This is a genomic window from Dellaglioa sp. L3N (genome assembly GCF_054941095.1).
This window is the reverse complement of sequence record NZ_CM142928.1, coordinates 1,703,298-1,718,521: the sequence shown is the minus strand read 5'-3', so window position 1 is coordinate 1,718,521 and position 15,224 is coordinate 1,703,298. Positions and strand designations below refer to the sequence as shown.

At 34.4% G+C, this 15,224-nt stretch carries 14 protein-coding genes; 13 read left to right on the top strand and 1 reads right to left on the bottom strand.

Translation table 11 applies throughout. The features are described 5' to 3' along the window. Positions 1-37: 37 nt before the first annotated feature. Positions 38-742 (bottom strand): GntR family transcriptional regulator, encoded by a 705-nt coding sequence (locus ACVPPR_RS08835; RefSeq protein ID WP_462304193.1) that lies wholly within the window; start codon positions 740-742, stop codon positions 38-40. Positions 743-938: 196 nt separating this feature from the next. On the opposite strand from ACVPPR_RS08835, the gene ACVPPR_RS08830 reads away from it, so the two are divergent. The 13 genes from ACVPPR_RS08830 (at position 939) to ACVPPR_RS08770 (ending at position 15,085) form a co-directional block, all read left to right on the top strand. Next, entirely contained in the window at positions 939-2,858 is a 1,920-nt protein-coding gene (locus tag ACVPPR_RS08830) for a beta-glucoside-specific PTS transporter subunit IIABC (protein ID WP_462297981.1), read from the top strand. Positions 2,859-2,860: 2 nt separating this feature from the next. Then, entirely contained in the window at positions 2,861-4,300 is a 1,440-nt protein-coding gene (locus tag ACVPPR_RS08825) for a 6-phospho-beta-glucosidase (protein ID WP_462304192.1), read from the top strand. A gap of 211 nt (positions 4,301-4,511) precedes the next feature. Further along, positions 4,512-5,393, top strand: a complete 882-nt coding sequence (locus ACVPPR_RS08820; protein WP_462297985.1) for a sulfite exporter TauE/SafE family protein — start codon at positions 4,512-4,514, stop codon at positions 5,391-5,393. Positions 5,394-5,467: 74 nt separating this feature from the next. Next, positions 5,468-5,794 carry a thioredoxin family protein gene (locus ACVPPR_RS08815; RefSeq protein WP_462304191.1) on the top strand — a complete coding sequence of 109 codons (327 nt, stop codon included), beginning with the start codon at positions 5,468-5,470 and terminating at the stop codon, positions 5,792-5,794. Between the two features lie 208 nt (positions 5,795-6,002). Then, positions 6,003-6,362 (top strand): hypothetical protein, encoded by a 360-nt coding sequence (locus ACVPPR_RS08810; RefSeq protein WP_462304190.1) that lies wholly within the window; start codon positions 6,003-6,005, stop codon positions 6,360-6,362. Then, positions 6,362-7,147 carry an alpha/beta hydrolase gene (locus ACVPPR_RS08805; RefSeq protein ID WP_462304189.1) on the top strand — a complete coding sequence of 262 codons (786 nt, stop codon included), beginning with the start codon at positions 6,362-6,364 and terminating at the stop codon, positions 7,145-7,147. The genes ACVPPR_RS08810 and ACVPPR_RS08805 overlap by 1 nt, the downstream gene beginning before the upstream one ends. A 346-nt stretch (positions 7,148-7,493) precedes the next feature. Beyond that, on the top strand, positions 7,494-8,804 hold the full coding sequence (locus ACVPPR_RS08800) for an ammonium transporter (protein WP_462304188.1): 1,311 nt from the start codon (positions 7,494-7,496) through the stop codon (positions 8,802-8,804). A gap of 340 nt (positions 8,805-9,144) precedes the next feature. Further along, positions 9,145-9,717 (top strand): TetR/AcrR family transcriptional regulator, encoded by a 573-nt coding sequence (locus ACVPPR_RS08795; protein WP_462304187.1) that lies wholly within the window; start codon positions 9,145-9,147, stop codon positions 9,715-9,717. A 668-nt stretch (positions 9,718-10,385) separates the two neighbouring features. After that, positions 10,386-11,594: a PTS sugar transporter subunit IIC gene (locus ACVPPR_RS08790; protein ID WP_462304186.1), complete on the top strand. Its 1,209-nt coding sequence runs from the start codon at positions 10,386-10,388 to the stop codon at positions 11,592-11,594. Positions 11,595-11,784: 190 nt separating this feature from the next. Further along, complete coding sequence (gene gnd, locus ACVPPR_RS08785) at positions 11,785-12,693, top strand: phosphogluconate dehydrogenase (NAD(+)-dependent, decarboxylating) (RefSeq protein WP_462304185.1); 909 nt, start codon at positions 11,785-11,787, stop codon at positions 12,691-12,693. A gap of 175 nt (positions 12,694-12,868) precedes the next feature. Continuing rightward, positions 12,869-13,015: a hypothetical protein gene (locus tag ACVPPR_RS08780; RefSeq protein ID WP_169787607.1), complete on the top strand. Its 147-nt coding sequence runs from the start codon at positions 12,869-12,871 to the stop codon at positions 13,013-13,015. A gap of 132 nt (positions 13,016-13,147) precedes the next feature. Further along, complete coding sequence (gene codA, locus ACVPPR_RS08775; protein ID WP_462304184.1) at positions 13,148-14,386, top strand: cytosine deaminase; 1,239 nt, start codon at positions 13,148-13,150, stop codon at positions 14,384-14,386. Between the two features lie 63 nt (positions 14,387-14,449). Next, positions 14,450-15,085, top strand: coding sequence for a TetR family transcriptional regulator (locus tag ACVPPR_RS08770; protein WP_462304183.1), 636 nt, complete (start codon positions 14,450-14,452; stop codon positions 15,083-15,085). The last annotated feature ends 139 nt before the right edge of the window (positions 15,086-15,224 follow it).

The following is a 15,224-nucleotide window of genomic DNA, read 5'->3' as shown; positions in this document are numbered from 1 at the left end:
TCTAAGTTTTATTTTTAGTATGAGTTATGTTAAAAATCTATTTTTGTCCACTTTGAATGAAAAAATTAGCATGTTTATAATTATAAATAGTTTGAGAAAGGTCAAATGGTTCACCATTTACTGTATAAAAGAGTTCATCGATATAGAACCCTGGCGAATTTTTTGGTAGCTCAAGAAGTTGTGCTTCTGTTTCTTTAAGTGTATCTGTTTGCAGGTACTTATCGGAGAAACCTATTTTTAACTTTAGAACTTCTGTTAGATAATTAAAAATAGAATCACTAATAATTTCTCGATTGAGGTAAGAAACTATTTTTTTTCGGTAGTATGATTGTTCAATACAGAGAACATGATTATCAATGTAACGAATTCTTTTTATAAAATAGACTTTTTCATCCGGAGCACAATTTAATTCCCTAGCTACTTTAGCATTGGGGGTTTCAATTTTTAAATCAATTACTTTTGTAGATAATTTACTATTTTTTAAATCTTTCGTGAAACCCATGTTTGTCATTAGGGCAATGTAGCCTTCTCTTTTCTGACGACGAACGAAAGTGCCACTACCTTGAACTTGATAAATGATTCCTTTATCTTCTAAAGTTGTGAGAGCTTTTATAAGAGTAGTCTTACTGACTGCATATTGAGCTATTAATTCATTTAGACTAGGTAGTCGCGTTCCTTGATTTAATTTTTTATGTTTAATTGCTAATTCGATTTGGTCAGCAACTTCTTGATACTTTAACATGCGATTCCTCCATTAAAATTCTATAGGCCTTATTGTATAACAATGCCACGTTCTTGTACATCCGTGTGAAAAGGGTTACAAAAACTTGTTGACAAAGTGTACACGTACAATTAATATGTACATATACAAATATTTGTAAGGGGATACATAATTTTTTATTTAGCAGTAGTGTGCTTTTATCTGAGGAGGAAAAAATATGGCAAGTAAGGTTAGAGATTATACGAAATTAGCGACAGATATTTTAGAAGCAGTTGGTGGTGAAACAAATTTAGCTGGAGCAACACATTGTGCAACCCGGTTGCGATTGGTATTACATGAAGTTCCAGCAGACGCTAAAGAAAAAATATCAGCAATGGCGGGTGTTATTACTGTTGTTGAAAGTGGTGGACAATTCCAAGTGGTTATTGGACCACATGTGGGGGAAGTTTATGACGCTTTTTCAGCAATGATTGACTCTTCTGGAGTGGAAGAAGTAGAAGCTCCCAAAATGAGTATAATGAATCGAATTATTGCAACGATGTCTGCTGTTTTTGCACCCTTTGTTTATATATTAGCAGCAGCAGGTATTATTCAAGGAATCTTAATTTTAATTACTTTAGCAATGCCAAGTTTTCCTAAAAGTGGTACATACCAAGTTCTGAGTTTTATTTCATGGGCTCCATTTACATTTTTACCAATATTTATTGCTATAACGGCGTCTAAACATTTTAAAACAAACAGTCTAATTGCTGTTGCATGTTGTGCAGCATTAGTCAGTCCCACGTGGGCAGAGATGGCTGGAACTATTGCAAGTGGTACAAGTATTAATTTTATGGGGATTCCATTATCTCAAACAGTTTATACGTCATCTGTATTGCCACCACTATTTTTAGTTTGGATTCTTTCTTATCTTGAACGATTTTTAAATAAAAAAGTCCCTGAAATTGTTAAAGAGCTTGTTGTTCCATTATTATGTTTATTAATTATGGTTCCGTTAACAATTCTAATTATTGGACCACTTTCTTCTCTTGGAGCTGAAGGTATTGCAAAAGGTTATAACTATTTAGTTGCAGTTGCACCACCTTTAGCAGGCGTTATCATTGGTGGTTTCTGGGAAGTTCTTGTTATCTTTGGTATCCATTGGGGAGTTACACCGATGGTCATGGCTAACTTTAAAATGTATGGCATGGATTCATTTCAAGCATTTCAAACAATTGCTGTTGTTGCGCAAGTTGGTGCCGTTTTAGGTGTATTTATTAAATCTAAAAATAAAGAATTAAAAAATATTTCGCTTTCAGCATTTATTACAGGATTATTTGGGATTACAGAACCAGCAATTTATGGTGTTACCTTAAGATTTAAAAAGCCATTTATTTTTGGTTGTATTTCAGGGGCTGTCGGTGCATTAATTACAAGTTTCTTTAATTCGAATTACTTTGCTTATGCTGGACTACCAAGTTTACTAACAATTGTGAATGCAATTAGTCCTAAAATTCCAAGTTCATTTATCGGGATGGTTATTGGATGTAGTGTTGCTATTATAGGTTCAGTAATGCTAGTTCAAATATTTGGAACAGGTGAAACAGTTAGTGAAGTAGCAACTATGGAAGCACAATTAGATGATGCACCAGCTAAGGTAGCACCAGTTATGAGTGCCCCAGTAATTAATGCACCAGGTGTTGTTAATAGCCCTACAACTGGGACAGTAATGGCGTTATCGGAGGTAAAAGATCAAGTTTTTGCTTCTGGCGCAATGGGTAAAGGCGTTGCTATCGACCCAACTGACAATAAAATCTATGCACCATTTGACGGTCAGGTTGTTATGACAACAGAAACCCAACATGCTATTGGGTTGAAGTCTGTTGATGGTGTGGAAGTTTTAATTCATATTGGAATGGATACAGTTGAATTAAAAGGGAAATATTTTTCAACGCAAGTTCAAAATCAGGATCATGTGAAAATGGGTGATCTACTTGTTGAATTTGATCAAGATAAAATAAAAGAAGCAGGTTATTCAGTTGTGACACCTGTGATTGTGACTAATTCAGATGACTATGAAGACGTTATCGCATATACGCAAAATGAAATTCATCATGGAGAACCAATTATGGAATTAATTCCAAAAGGAGAAAAATAACTATGGCGAAATTACCGAAAGATTTTTTATGGGGTGGTGCGTTAGCTGCTCATCAATTTGAAGGCGGCTGGGATGCTGATGGAAAAGGACCAAGTGTAATTGATGTAATGACGGCGGGAGCAAACGGTGTTCCACGTGAAATTACAGAAACTGTAGAAGCAGATAAATTTTATCCGAACCATGAAGCAATTGATTTTTATCATCATTACAAGGAAGATATTCAATTATTTTCTGAAATGGGATTGAAGTGCTTACGGACATCTATTGCGTGGTCACGCATTTTCCCAATGGGCGATGAGAGTGAACCAAATGAAGCTGGATTACAATTTTATGATGACGTTTTTGATGAGTTATTAAAAAAGGGGATTCAGCCTGTCATTACTTTGTCACACTTTGAAATGCCACTTCATTTAGCTAAAGAATATGGTGGATTTAGAAATCGTAAATTAATTGATTTTTTTGAAAAGTTTGCATCAGTCTGCTTTAAACGTTATCAATCTAAAGTGAAATATTGGATGACATTTAATGAAATAAATAATCAAATGGATACAAATAATCCCATATTTTTGTGGACGAATTCCGGAGTTATTGTGAATGACGGTGAAAATCCAAAAGAAATTATGTATCGTGTTGCACATAATGAACTTTTAGCCAGCGCTAAGGCTGTTATCGTTGGTAAAAAAATTAACCCTAATTTTGAAATTGGATGTATGGTCTCGCACGTGCCAATTTATCCTTATTCATGTGACCCAGAAGATATTATGGCTGCTGAAGAGGCAATGCATCAGCGTTTCTTTTTTCCAGATGTTCATGTTCGGGGAGAGTATCCACGTTATGCACTAAAAGAGTTCGAACGTCATCATTATGATGTTGGAATTCAAGAAGGTGATATGGAGATATTGAAAAAAGGAACGGTTGATTATCTAGGTTTTAGTTACTATATGTCAACAGTTGTTAAAGCAGATGCTGAGGCAGATCACTTGGGAGATGTTGTAAATGGTGGTTTACCAAATGGAGTTCCTAATCCTTATATTAAATCTAGCGATTGGGGCTGGGCAATTGATCCAGACGGATTACGCTATACATTGAATAGATTGTATGATCGTTATCAACTACCATTATTTATTGTTGAAAATGGGTTTGGCGCAATTGATAAGCTTGAAGAGAATCATAAAATTCATGATCCTGAACGTGTAAATTATATAAAAGAACATATTCAGGCTATTGAAAAAGCAGTCGATTATGATGGTGTAGAAGTTTTGGGCTATACGCCGTGGGGAGTGATTGATTTAGTATCATTTACAACTGGAGAGATGAAAAAACGTTATGGCATGATTTATGTTGATCGTGATAACGAAGGTAATGGGTCAATGAAACGTTATAAAAAAGATTCATTTGTTTGGTATAAAAATGTAATTGAAACAAATGGAGAAAATCTCTAAAAACTGTACTTGAAGTGTCTAACTAATCCTTATAAATGAAAAGACTAATCTCTATTTATTATTAGAGGTTAGTCTTTTCATTTGTTTTGGTTATTTAATAACATTTTCTCATATTTGGTTTAATCTTTAAAATACTAATTATATAGTATAAAATGAAGTATTCGATATAATGAATGTTTTTTATGAGTAAATTGAACAAGGAGATTTAAGCATGCAAAAAATATTGATTGCAGCAATTATTAGTGTTAATTTTACATTTATTTATTTTTTTGTACGAGATTTAATCAAACATAAATCAGATGTTATGAAAGAACCAGCAAGTTCAATCTGGACGCCGATAACACAAATTGTCATTTTTTTCTTTTCAACGTTTGGCATATCTGATTTTGCGATATCAACGGCCATATTTCCAAAAGCTAATTGGGTTTCTATGAAAAAGCTGCCGGGAACCTTAAATGCGCAGGATGTTATTCCTATCTTTGTTATGTCGTTGGCTTATATTACAAGTATTAGCGTTGGTATTAAAACGTTGCTTGTTTGTATCATTTGCCAGGTAATGGGCGCTTATATTGGGCCAAGATTTGTTGTTAAGTTACCTGAAAGGACTATTAGATCATTTGTGATTGTTGGATTACTTGTGGCAACAATGCTGATTATTGCAGGTAAAGTTGGGTTAATTACTGCGAATGGGACTGCCACGGAACTATTTGGGTGGAAACTAGTGGTGACTGGATTTTTATTATTTGTTTATGGCGCCTTAAATAATATTGGCATTGGGTCATTTTCCTTAACGATGGCAACTGTTTATGCGATGGGCATGGATCCAATTGCTGCATTTCCAATTATGATGGGTGGATGCGCATTTTCTTTGCCAATTGGAAGTATGCAATTTATTAAATTAGATCAATATTCAAGAAAAATAACGTTATTTTCTGTTTTCGGAATTATCGGTGTTTTAATTGCCGTATTTTTGGTAAAAAGCATTAATACCAGTGTTATTCAATGGATTGTCATCGTTGTGTTGTTATATTCTGCGTTTAGTTTATATCTTGGGAATAAAAAAACTAAATTAATCGGAGATAACGATTATTAATGAGCATATTATGATTGTAAATGGGTTAATTTGATGTATACTTACTTAAAGTAAGTTAGCAGGAGGTAATAAAAATGAAAAGTATCGAAAAAGTAACGAATGAAAAAGAATTGATGGATCAACTTAAAGATGGTAAATATATGCTCTTCTTTTCTGCGACATGGTGTCCAGATTGTGCTTTTATTAAACCTGAAATGGCTAATATTGAAGCAGCATATCCAGAATATACATTCTTAGGTGTAGATCGAGATGAGAATATAGATTTAGCTATGGATTTAGGCATTTTCGGTATTCCAAGTTTTATTGCTTATGAAAATGGGAAAGAAACAGGACGATTAGTCAATAAAGAACGCAAAACAAGAGTAGAAGTAGAAAGCTTTATTGACGGTATTCCCGCGTAATAAGAGTGGATTTTCTATATTAAAATAAAATGCTGATTAAGTAGACAGGGTTTGGATTAACCTGGTTACTTGGTCGGTATTTTTTAAATTAATAAATAAATGAAGGGTTATTTTTTTACTAAATAAAGTCAAATTATTGGTCATAAAATCAATTTTTAGTTACACTGTATATGCGTTAAAAATGATAGGTTAATAGGGGGATTCTAATATGATAGATGTCAAAGATTCGTTAGATAAATTACAGTGGACGGCAGAGCATCATTATTTACATATTATTGCTAAACACGATTTTATGCGGGCTTGGGCGGTTCAATTTGAACTAGCTTATACTGATTTTCGCGCTATTCAAATGGCATTACAGTTGTCGGGAAAACAACATCCAACATTAGCTAAGTTTACAGATGCCTATGACCGTCTTTATGGATTCGAGTATGAATTTGCGGCAAACGGCTTAGATGCGTTTTATTCAAAATTCACGACTCAAAAAGATTTAGATAATTATGAAAAGGCAAAGAATGATTTATTGGCTCAAATTTTAATCATTCAAAAATTAGGAGCTGATGACTAATGATTAAAGTTAAAAATGATATTAGATATGGCGATAAAGCCGAATTGACGCTTGATATGTATGAACCTGATGATAGACCTATCGTTGGGACGGTTATTGATATTCATGGCGGCGGTTGGTTCCGTGGGGATAAAAAGACAGAGACTGACCTTGGCCATTTTCTTGGCGAAGAAGGGTACTTAGTGGTCGCGCCTAATTATCGAATCGGACCAGACAATACTTATCCAGCACCTTTAGAAGATATGGATCAGTTGATGAACTGGCTAACTAAACAAGGTTTGTCTGATAATGTGGCCGTTTTAGGGTCTTCAGCTGGTGGTAATATGTCAGTTGAAATGGGTATCAAATATGGATTTCCAGCTATTTCATTATCTGGTATTTTAGATTTTGATGAATGGTTACAATTACACCAAAGTGTTGTTGCTGCTCAAAATCAAACGCAAGATTTGGATGAACTACAAAAAACAGCTGGTATTAATCAAGATGGTGCCAATGATCCTTTTTACAAATGGTTTAGTTTAAATTATTTGAATGGTGATTTATCGTTAGCAAGTATTGCGACACCTTACCACAAAATTACTGAAAAAACAGGGCCTGTGTTTTTAGCTAATTCGTTAAATGAATTTGTTCCAAACAGTGGCGTGCTAAAATTTGCGGAACGTTTAACGCAATTGAATGTGCCTGTAACAACTAGATTCATGGTAGGATCTGAACACGCTAAGGGCTATTTAGAAGCTGTGAAACCAGATATTGTAAACTTTTTGGCAGATAATCTTAAAAAATAGAAACAAGCAAATTTGAAGTGAACGCTACGCTAGTAGTGGTACTTTTTTAGATATTAAAACTGTAAATGCTTTTAGAGCAACACCAACTATTCCAACAAAATAATAAATTTTTGAAATAAATAAGGTCTTAGATAACGTTAATTCTAGTTATCTGAGACCTTTTTCTATTTATATTGATTAAATGATAAAAAATATGACACGCTTGAGTAGAAAATTTGGATTTAAGTGACGAATAACCAAATTTTAAGACCATTTCATCTGAACTACTTGACGATATGAGTTCTTGATGTTATGTTTTATGACATAAGAAGTAGTTGTTACTTTAAAGGTAGGGGAGAGGACGCATTTGAACGAAGCAAATACATCATTTTTAGTTTTAGCAAGTATCTTGGTATTGTTTATGACGCCTGGGTTGGCGTTTTTCTATGGTGGACTCGTATCAAAGCGTAATGTTGTCAATACAATGCTTTCAGTTTTTTTTATTACTGGTTTAGCTATTCTACTTTGGATTTTCTGTGGGTATAGCCTCGCTTTCCATGGTGATCATTTTGGAATGTTTGGTGATTTGCACCAATTCTTTCTCCGAAATTTTAGCATGACAAAGATGTCTATGACGACAACGAAGATTCCGGATGGGTTATTTGCCGTTTTTGAGATGATGTTTGCTGTGATTACACCTGCTCTATTTGTTGGAGCCGTTGTTGGACGGATAAAATTTAAATTTTTATTTCTATTCATTATCTTTTGGTCAATTTTAGTTTATTATCCTATGGTTCATATGGTTTGGAGTGCAAATGGCATTCTTGCCAAAATGGGTACGCTTGATTTTGCGGGTGGAACTGTTGTACATATAAATGCGGGGATTACAGCTCTTATTCTCTCGATTTTTCTGGGTAAACGTGCCGAATATAAAGAACCAGAACATTATAATTTACCTTGGGTTTTATTAGGAACAACTATTCTCTGGATTGGTTGGTATGGATTCAATGCTGGAAGTGCGTTTGGTATTTCCAATGTTGCGATTCAAGCGACAATGACCACTACGGTTGCTGCGGCCTCAGGGATGATTTCGTACATGATGATTGATGTTTTTAGAACGGGTAAACCGACGTTGGTTGGTGTCTGTACTGGAACTTTGTGTGGATTGGTTGCGATAACACCAGCTTGTGGGTATGTTACTGTGGCAGGTGCATTTTCTATTGGGATTATTGGAACGTGTGCCAGTTACTTCTTTATTAATTATCTTAAAATAAAATTAGGTGTTGATGATACGTTAGACGCTTTTGGTGCTCACGGGTTAAGTGGCATTATTGGTAGCATTGCAACTGGACTTTTTGCGACTAAATCAGTTAATTCGGCCGTGACTAACAACGGATTATTTTATGGTGGTGGCTTTAAGTTATTTGGGACGCAGTTAATTGCAACTGTACTGACAATTGGTTTCGTTTCAATTATGGTGATTGTGATTGCAGTGATTCTAAAAGCCATTGTGCCAATGCGTGTTTCTGGAAAAGAGGAAAAACAAGGATTGGACTTTGGCGAACATGGCGAGCGGGCTGATTATACGGTTGTTACGGAAGTTGATTCAAATATTGGAACATTCCGCGATGAATTCAAAGGGCAACTTGCACAATTGAAGGGTAGAAAAAATAAGTAGGAAGCGGTTATTCGGGTCTTATTGAATACGATTTTCAGTAAATTTAATAACGTAAAAAATATGTTGTTGATAGGTTTCTCTACCAACAACATATTTTTTTACGCTTATTTTAATTCCTACTTCATATCCATTCCTTTTAATGTCACAAGTGTAATAAAAGTTGTGATGCAAATAAGCGCAGTCATAATAACCAAAGCGATAGGCATTGTCATGAAATTATCCTTTCTAATTAACAGTGTTAACTTATGGATTTTATATTAACACTGTTAATTAATTGTGTCAATTATTTAGCTGTAATGGTGTTATAATTAATTAACAGCATTAATTTATGGAGGCAGATATGAAATTAACTAAAGTATTAATTGTAGAATCAGCTATTGAAATTTTGCATGAAAAAGGCCTAGAATCTGTTTCAATGCGTTCTATTGCAACCAGATTGGATGTTAAAGCACCAGCTTTGTATAATCATGTTCAAAATAAACAGGATATTTTGGAGCTGATTTCTGAAGAAATTTCAAAGAAAGTATTGGCACGTGTTGATGAAAACGATAGTATGGCATCATTTTCATTAGTTCTTAGGGATGAATTGAAGAAAATCAGAGATTCATGGAAAATTTTTACGGAAACAAGTCCAATGACACCAGTCAGAATGCAAATGATAGCCATGTTCTTAACGATTTTGGAGCGATTAGGTACCGGTGAAGAATCAGCTATGATTGGAAATATGATCAATAATTTTATTTTATCCTTTGTAGCGGACGAATATCTATTTTCCAACACCGCATCGCCGGTTGAGATGGTTGATATACCAAGTATTTTTAAAATGCCAGAAATGTCGATTGAATCTCAATTTTTGGTTCAATTAAATATTATACTTGATGGCGTAATGAAGCGAGTTACGGCAAAGAGGTAGAAAAATTTAAACTAGTTAAGGAATAAAGTGAAGTCTTATATTTAAGAATACGTAGCAAATAAAGCGGATATTGGAAAAGGGATCTTTTATAAGCACTATTTAGACAAATATGATTTAGCTAAGCAGATTGTTGATAGTGAAATTAGCGATTACAAACAATTACTCAAACAACGAATGGGCGATCTTGAAACTAATGATAATGCCGATCTAAATCTGTTTTTTAATAACAGGTTTCTTTTTTTGTTAAAATTTAATCTGCCCATTAGTTTTAATAGAAATTTCCAATATCATTTTAATCGTTTATAGGATTGGAAATTTATCGCAAGTTTTAATTCAGAGATTTAGGGCACAGCCCTCTTGGGATGATTAACTAATATAACGATAAGTTATAATTAGCGGCATCGGACAATATTTTTGACAGCGTTTTCAATAGATGTTATTGTTTATTTGTTATAGCATGTAAGGAATATGCCCAATAAACAATAACGATAGATAAAATAATAGAATTAATATTGCCCGTGTGTTAAATGTACGGACAAAAATATCGTTAAAAATTTAACTTACTTTTGATTTAGAAACATATTTAATAAATTTTTTTAATTATTTTGAACAAGTGTAGAAAGGTTATGGGGATATCAGGGTTTAAAATTTGGAAGAGGTAAAACAGTATGTCCAATAAAATTGAAGAGAAAAAAGATACAGAATATGTACGTATGGCAAAAGAAAGTGCACCAGTTGCTTTTAATGGCCAAACCGATTTACATTTGAAAGATTTCTTTTTTAAAGTTTTATCTGGTTCTGCGCAGGGAATCTTGATTGGTGTTTTGCCATCGGCTGTTATGAAATACATTATTCAGTACTCAGGGTTGGGTACAACAGCATTTGGAACAGATTTAAGTGCTATTTTAACGCTATTTACATCGTTAATTCCCTTTTTAATTGGTATGGCTGTTGCCTTACAATTTAAAATGAAAATTTTAGATGTTGGGGTTGTTGCAATTGCTACAATGGTGTCATCAGGCTCAATTAAATGGGCAGTTGCACCTGTCGGATGGGAAAATCCGGTGACGGGAGTAAACTCTGTGGTGCCCATGAATACTTATATTGCTTCTGGATCAGGCGATGTCATTAATGCGATGATTGTTGCATCTATTGCTGTTGTAACTGTTTGGTTAGTTGCCCATTATTTAAAAGGATTTGGATCAGTCGCGATTATTCTAAGTCCAATTTTTGTGGGTGGCGGCGTTGGTCTACTTGGTAAAGTAATTGCGCCTTATGTTGGTGACGTTACGGCGTGGATTGGTCAATTAGTTGAGGTGTTTACAAAGTTTGCGCCTGTTCCAATGTCAATATTAATTGCTATGGCATTTTCAATTATTATTATTACACCAGTTTCAACGGTTGGAATTGCTTTGGCAATTAGTTTGTCGGGTATTGGTTCTGGGGCCGCTGCCATGGGTGTTGTCGCAACAACAATCGTTTTATTAATTAATTCGTGGAAAGTTAATAAAACGGGAGTTACTGTTGGAATTGCTTTGGGGGCGATGAAGGGAATGATGCCTTCAGTATTTGCAAAGCCGGTTACGATGTTACCATTTTTATTATCAGCCGCTATATCAAGTATTCCTGTTGCGTTATTTAACATTCAGGGGACACCAACTACTGCGGGATTTGGTTTTATCGGATTAGTTTCGCCCATTCAATCAATAGTTAAAGATTCTACAGTTCCTTCGTCAGTTATGAACCATTTTATTAGTCCGTTAATTGGAATTTTTGCGTGGCTAATTATACCGATTGTTGCTGGATTTATTGCACAATTCATATTTAGCAAGTTATTAAAACTGTATACACCAATGGATTTTCAACAAGACTTATAAAGTAGTGATTAGTTAAAATTTAAATAATGGCAGATTATTTTTGGGTTAGACTATAGACTTCAGCAGACACATCTAAATTCCTCAATCAAACGTGAGGAAAGTGTGTTTATGATGTGAATAATAATATTATTTGTAAGTTAATAAAAAATTTAATTTAAAATAGAAAATAACTGAAAGAAGGATTATTAATATGCGTGTTGGAATGATTGGACTTGGTAAGATGGGGTTAAGCTTAACAAAGAATATGCTTGATAATGGAATAGAGGTTGTTGGATTCGACTTAGCAACTGAAAACGTAAAGGCTGCGGAAGATGCGGGTGCAATTTCAGCTTCAAGTCTTGAAGACTTTGTTTCTAAATTAGGTTCTACTAAGATTACATGGTTGTTGTTGCCAGCTGGTGCACCAACAGATGCGACTATCGTCAAATTGACGGGACTGCTTAGCAAGGATGATTTAATTGTTGATGGCGGTAATTCAAATTTTAAAGATTCACTTAGACATAATAAAATCGTGACGGAAGCCGGAATGAAATTTTTTGATTGCGGGACATCAGGAGGTCAATCAGGCGCTCGTAATGGTGGAAACTTCATGATTGGTGGGGATGATGCGGATGCATTTAATCGATATCTTGATCCAATTTTTAAATTGATTTCTGAAAAAGATGGTTATCTTTATACTGGGGCAGCAGGTTCTGGTCATTACTTGAAAATGGTGCATAATGGGATTGAATATGGAATGATGCAAGCAATTGGCGAAGGATTTGACGTTCTTGAGAGTGGCCAATATGATTATGATAATGAAGCCGTAGCTAAATTATGGAATCATGGGTCAGTTATTCGCAGTTGGTTAATGGAACTTGTAGAAGATGCATTTTCTGACGATGCACATCTAGACGAACTGCTTGGACGCATGCATTCATCAGGTGAAGGGCAGTGGACGTTACAAGAAGCACTTGATAGCAAAGTTCCAACGCCAGTTATTGCATTGTCAGTGATGATGCGCTACGAATCGATGAGAAACGTTGATGCGAATTTTACAGGTAAAGTTGTTGCTGCAATGCGTCATGGTTTTGGAGGACATGTTGTAGATAAATCGTAGGCTATTATTTTTAACATGACGAGTGTACCCTGTTAGAGTTGAAGTTATTTTTAAAAATGTGATGTCAATTTGTTAATAAAATTTATTTAATTTGTGCCACTTTGCTGAAAGAGGACTATAATTAAGAGTGAAGTTAAAAGACATTTAACTGTCCAAATCAAAAGAGGCGATAGCAATGGCAAAGTTGAGTAAAGAACAACGCAAAGCAATGGCTCAAAAAGCAATGGACGAACGTGCTAAACATCCACAAGCTGAAAAAAAACAATCAGGTTTTAAATTTATCGAAGAAGAATCAGCTAAATTAGAATCAGAAAAAAACTAATAACAAAATTTAAAGGATTAATTCTAAGTGGCTCTTAGGATTAATTCTTTTTTATTTGACTAAATAAATATTAAAATAGGTGTGAGTCATGTACAATTTGGATGATAAAGAATTTAATGAGGAGTGATAACGATGTTAATTAAGCAAGTACATATTGAAAATGAAGCAAAATTACAGGATGTTCGCGTAGAAGGTGGAATATTCACTGAAATTGGATTGAATTTACAACCTAATTCTGACGAACAAGTTATTGATGCAACCAATCAATTGATGTTACCACCATTTGTTGATCCGCATGTTCATTTGGATTCAACTTTGACAGCCGGAGAACCGGAATGGAATGAATCTGGAACCTTATTTGATGGTATTCGTATTTGGTCTGAGCGTAAAAAAACGTTAACTCGTGAAGATGTGAAAGAACGTGCGATTAAAGCATTGAAAATGCAGGCAGCTCACGGCGTTCAGTTCGTCCGTTCGCATGTTGATGTAACTGATCCACAATTAGTGGCTTTGAAAGCTTTAATTGAAGTTCGTGAAGAAGTGAAATCTTGGATGGAATTACAGTTGGTTGCTTTCCCACAAGAAGGTATTTTATCATTTCCAAATGGTAAAGAATTAATGACGGAAGCTGCTGAGTTAGGAGTAGATGCAATTGGGGCGATTCCTCATTTTGAATTTAATCGTGAATATGCAGTAGAATCCCTTCATTTTGCCTTTGAATTAGCACAAAAATATAACTTATTGTTTGATGCACATACAGATGAAATTGATGATCCCAGTTCTCGTAGCCTAGAAACAGTTGCGACATTGGCATTAGAAACAGGGATGAAAGACAAAGTGACCGCTTCGCATACCACGGCAATGGGGTCATATAATGATGCTTATTTATACAAATTAATGCACTTATTAAAAATGTCAGAAATGAACTTTATTGCGAATCCATTAGTAAATATGTTTTTAGGTGGCCGTTTTGATACATATCCAAAACGTCGTGGATTAACACGGGTTAAAGAGTTGGATGAAAATGGTTTAAATGTAGCTTTTGGTGAGGATGATATTAAAGATCCTTGGTATCCAATGGGAGACGGAAATATGTTGGACGCCTTACATATGGGGTTACATGCCACGCAAATTATGGGTTATAGTCAAATTATGAATTCGTATAGATTCGTAACAACTAATGGTGCTAAAGCGATGCATCTTATGGATCATTATGGTATTGAAGTTGGTAAACCAGCTAGTTTTGTGATTATGGCTAGTGATAATTTTTATGATGCGTTGAATACGCGTGCTGCTGTTACGTTGTCAGTACATAACGGAGATATGATTAGTGAGACTAAGCCAGCGGAAATTAAGTTATATATTAGCTAAAAAATACATAATGTAGGTGATTACTAAACTGATAGTATTTATATAATATAGAGGTGAATGATTATGGCAGATTCAGTAAATCAAGAACAAATTGTGCAAGCATCCTGGGAATTGTTGGCAGAAGATGGGATTAACACTTTTTCTATGCGCAAGTTGGCTAAAAAGGTGGATTTATCGGTATCAACATTATATTGGCATTTTGAAAATAAAAATGCTATTTTTAATGAATTGATAAATGAGGTAGCAGGTTCTGCTGGAAAAAGATTTAAAAAGAATGGAACTTGGCAAGAACGATTACTTCAAGATGGTATTATCTTAGCGCAAGAATTGAGAAAAAGGCCTTATTCGGCAGAATTAATGCTTAGTTTACCGCCAGATACCGATAACTATTGGTTGGTAACTGAACAACTTCTTGTCGTAATTGATGACCTTAAATTGAGTGATGGTGAAAAATTTAATGCTATTTCAATTTTATTGAATTATATTTTAGCATTTGAACGTGATTTTTTAGTTCAAAAAATAAATGTAACACAAATGCCAATTGGAAAATTGGCGATAAATAAACAAATAGGCTCACAGATTACAATCTTAAAAAGACTCTATCAGAAGGGGTTGTTCCAACAAATGGGGACAGAAGCAGCCTTAACTTGGAGTTTACAAACAATCATAGCGGGGTTAGATCAACAACAAAATAATTAAATCGAAATCATCTGTTAGTTTAGCTAACGGATGATTTTTTTTATTTAATTACTAGATAAAAAGGCAGTATTTTAAAGTGATTTAAGCATATTTATGATAATTAATCGAATTATTTTTATGAAGAAAGGTTTACTTCTTT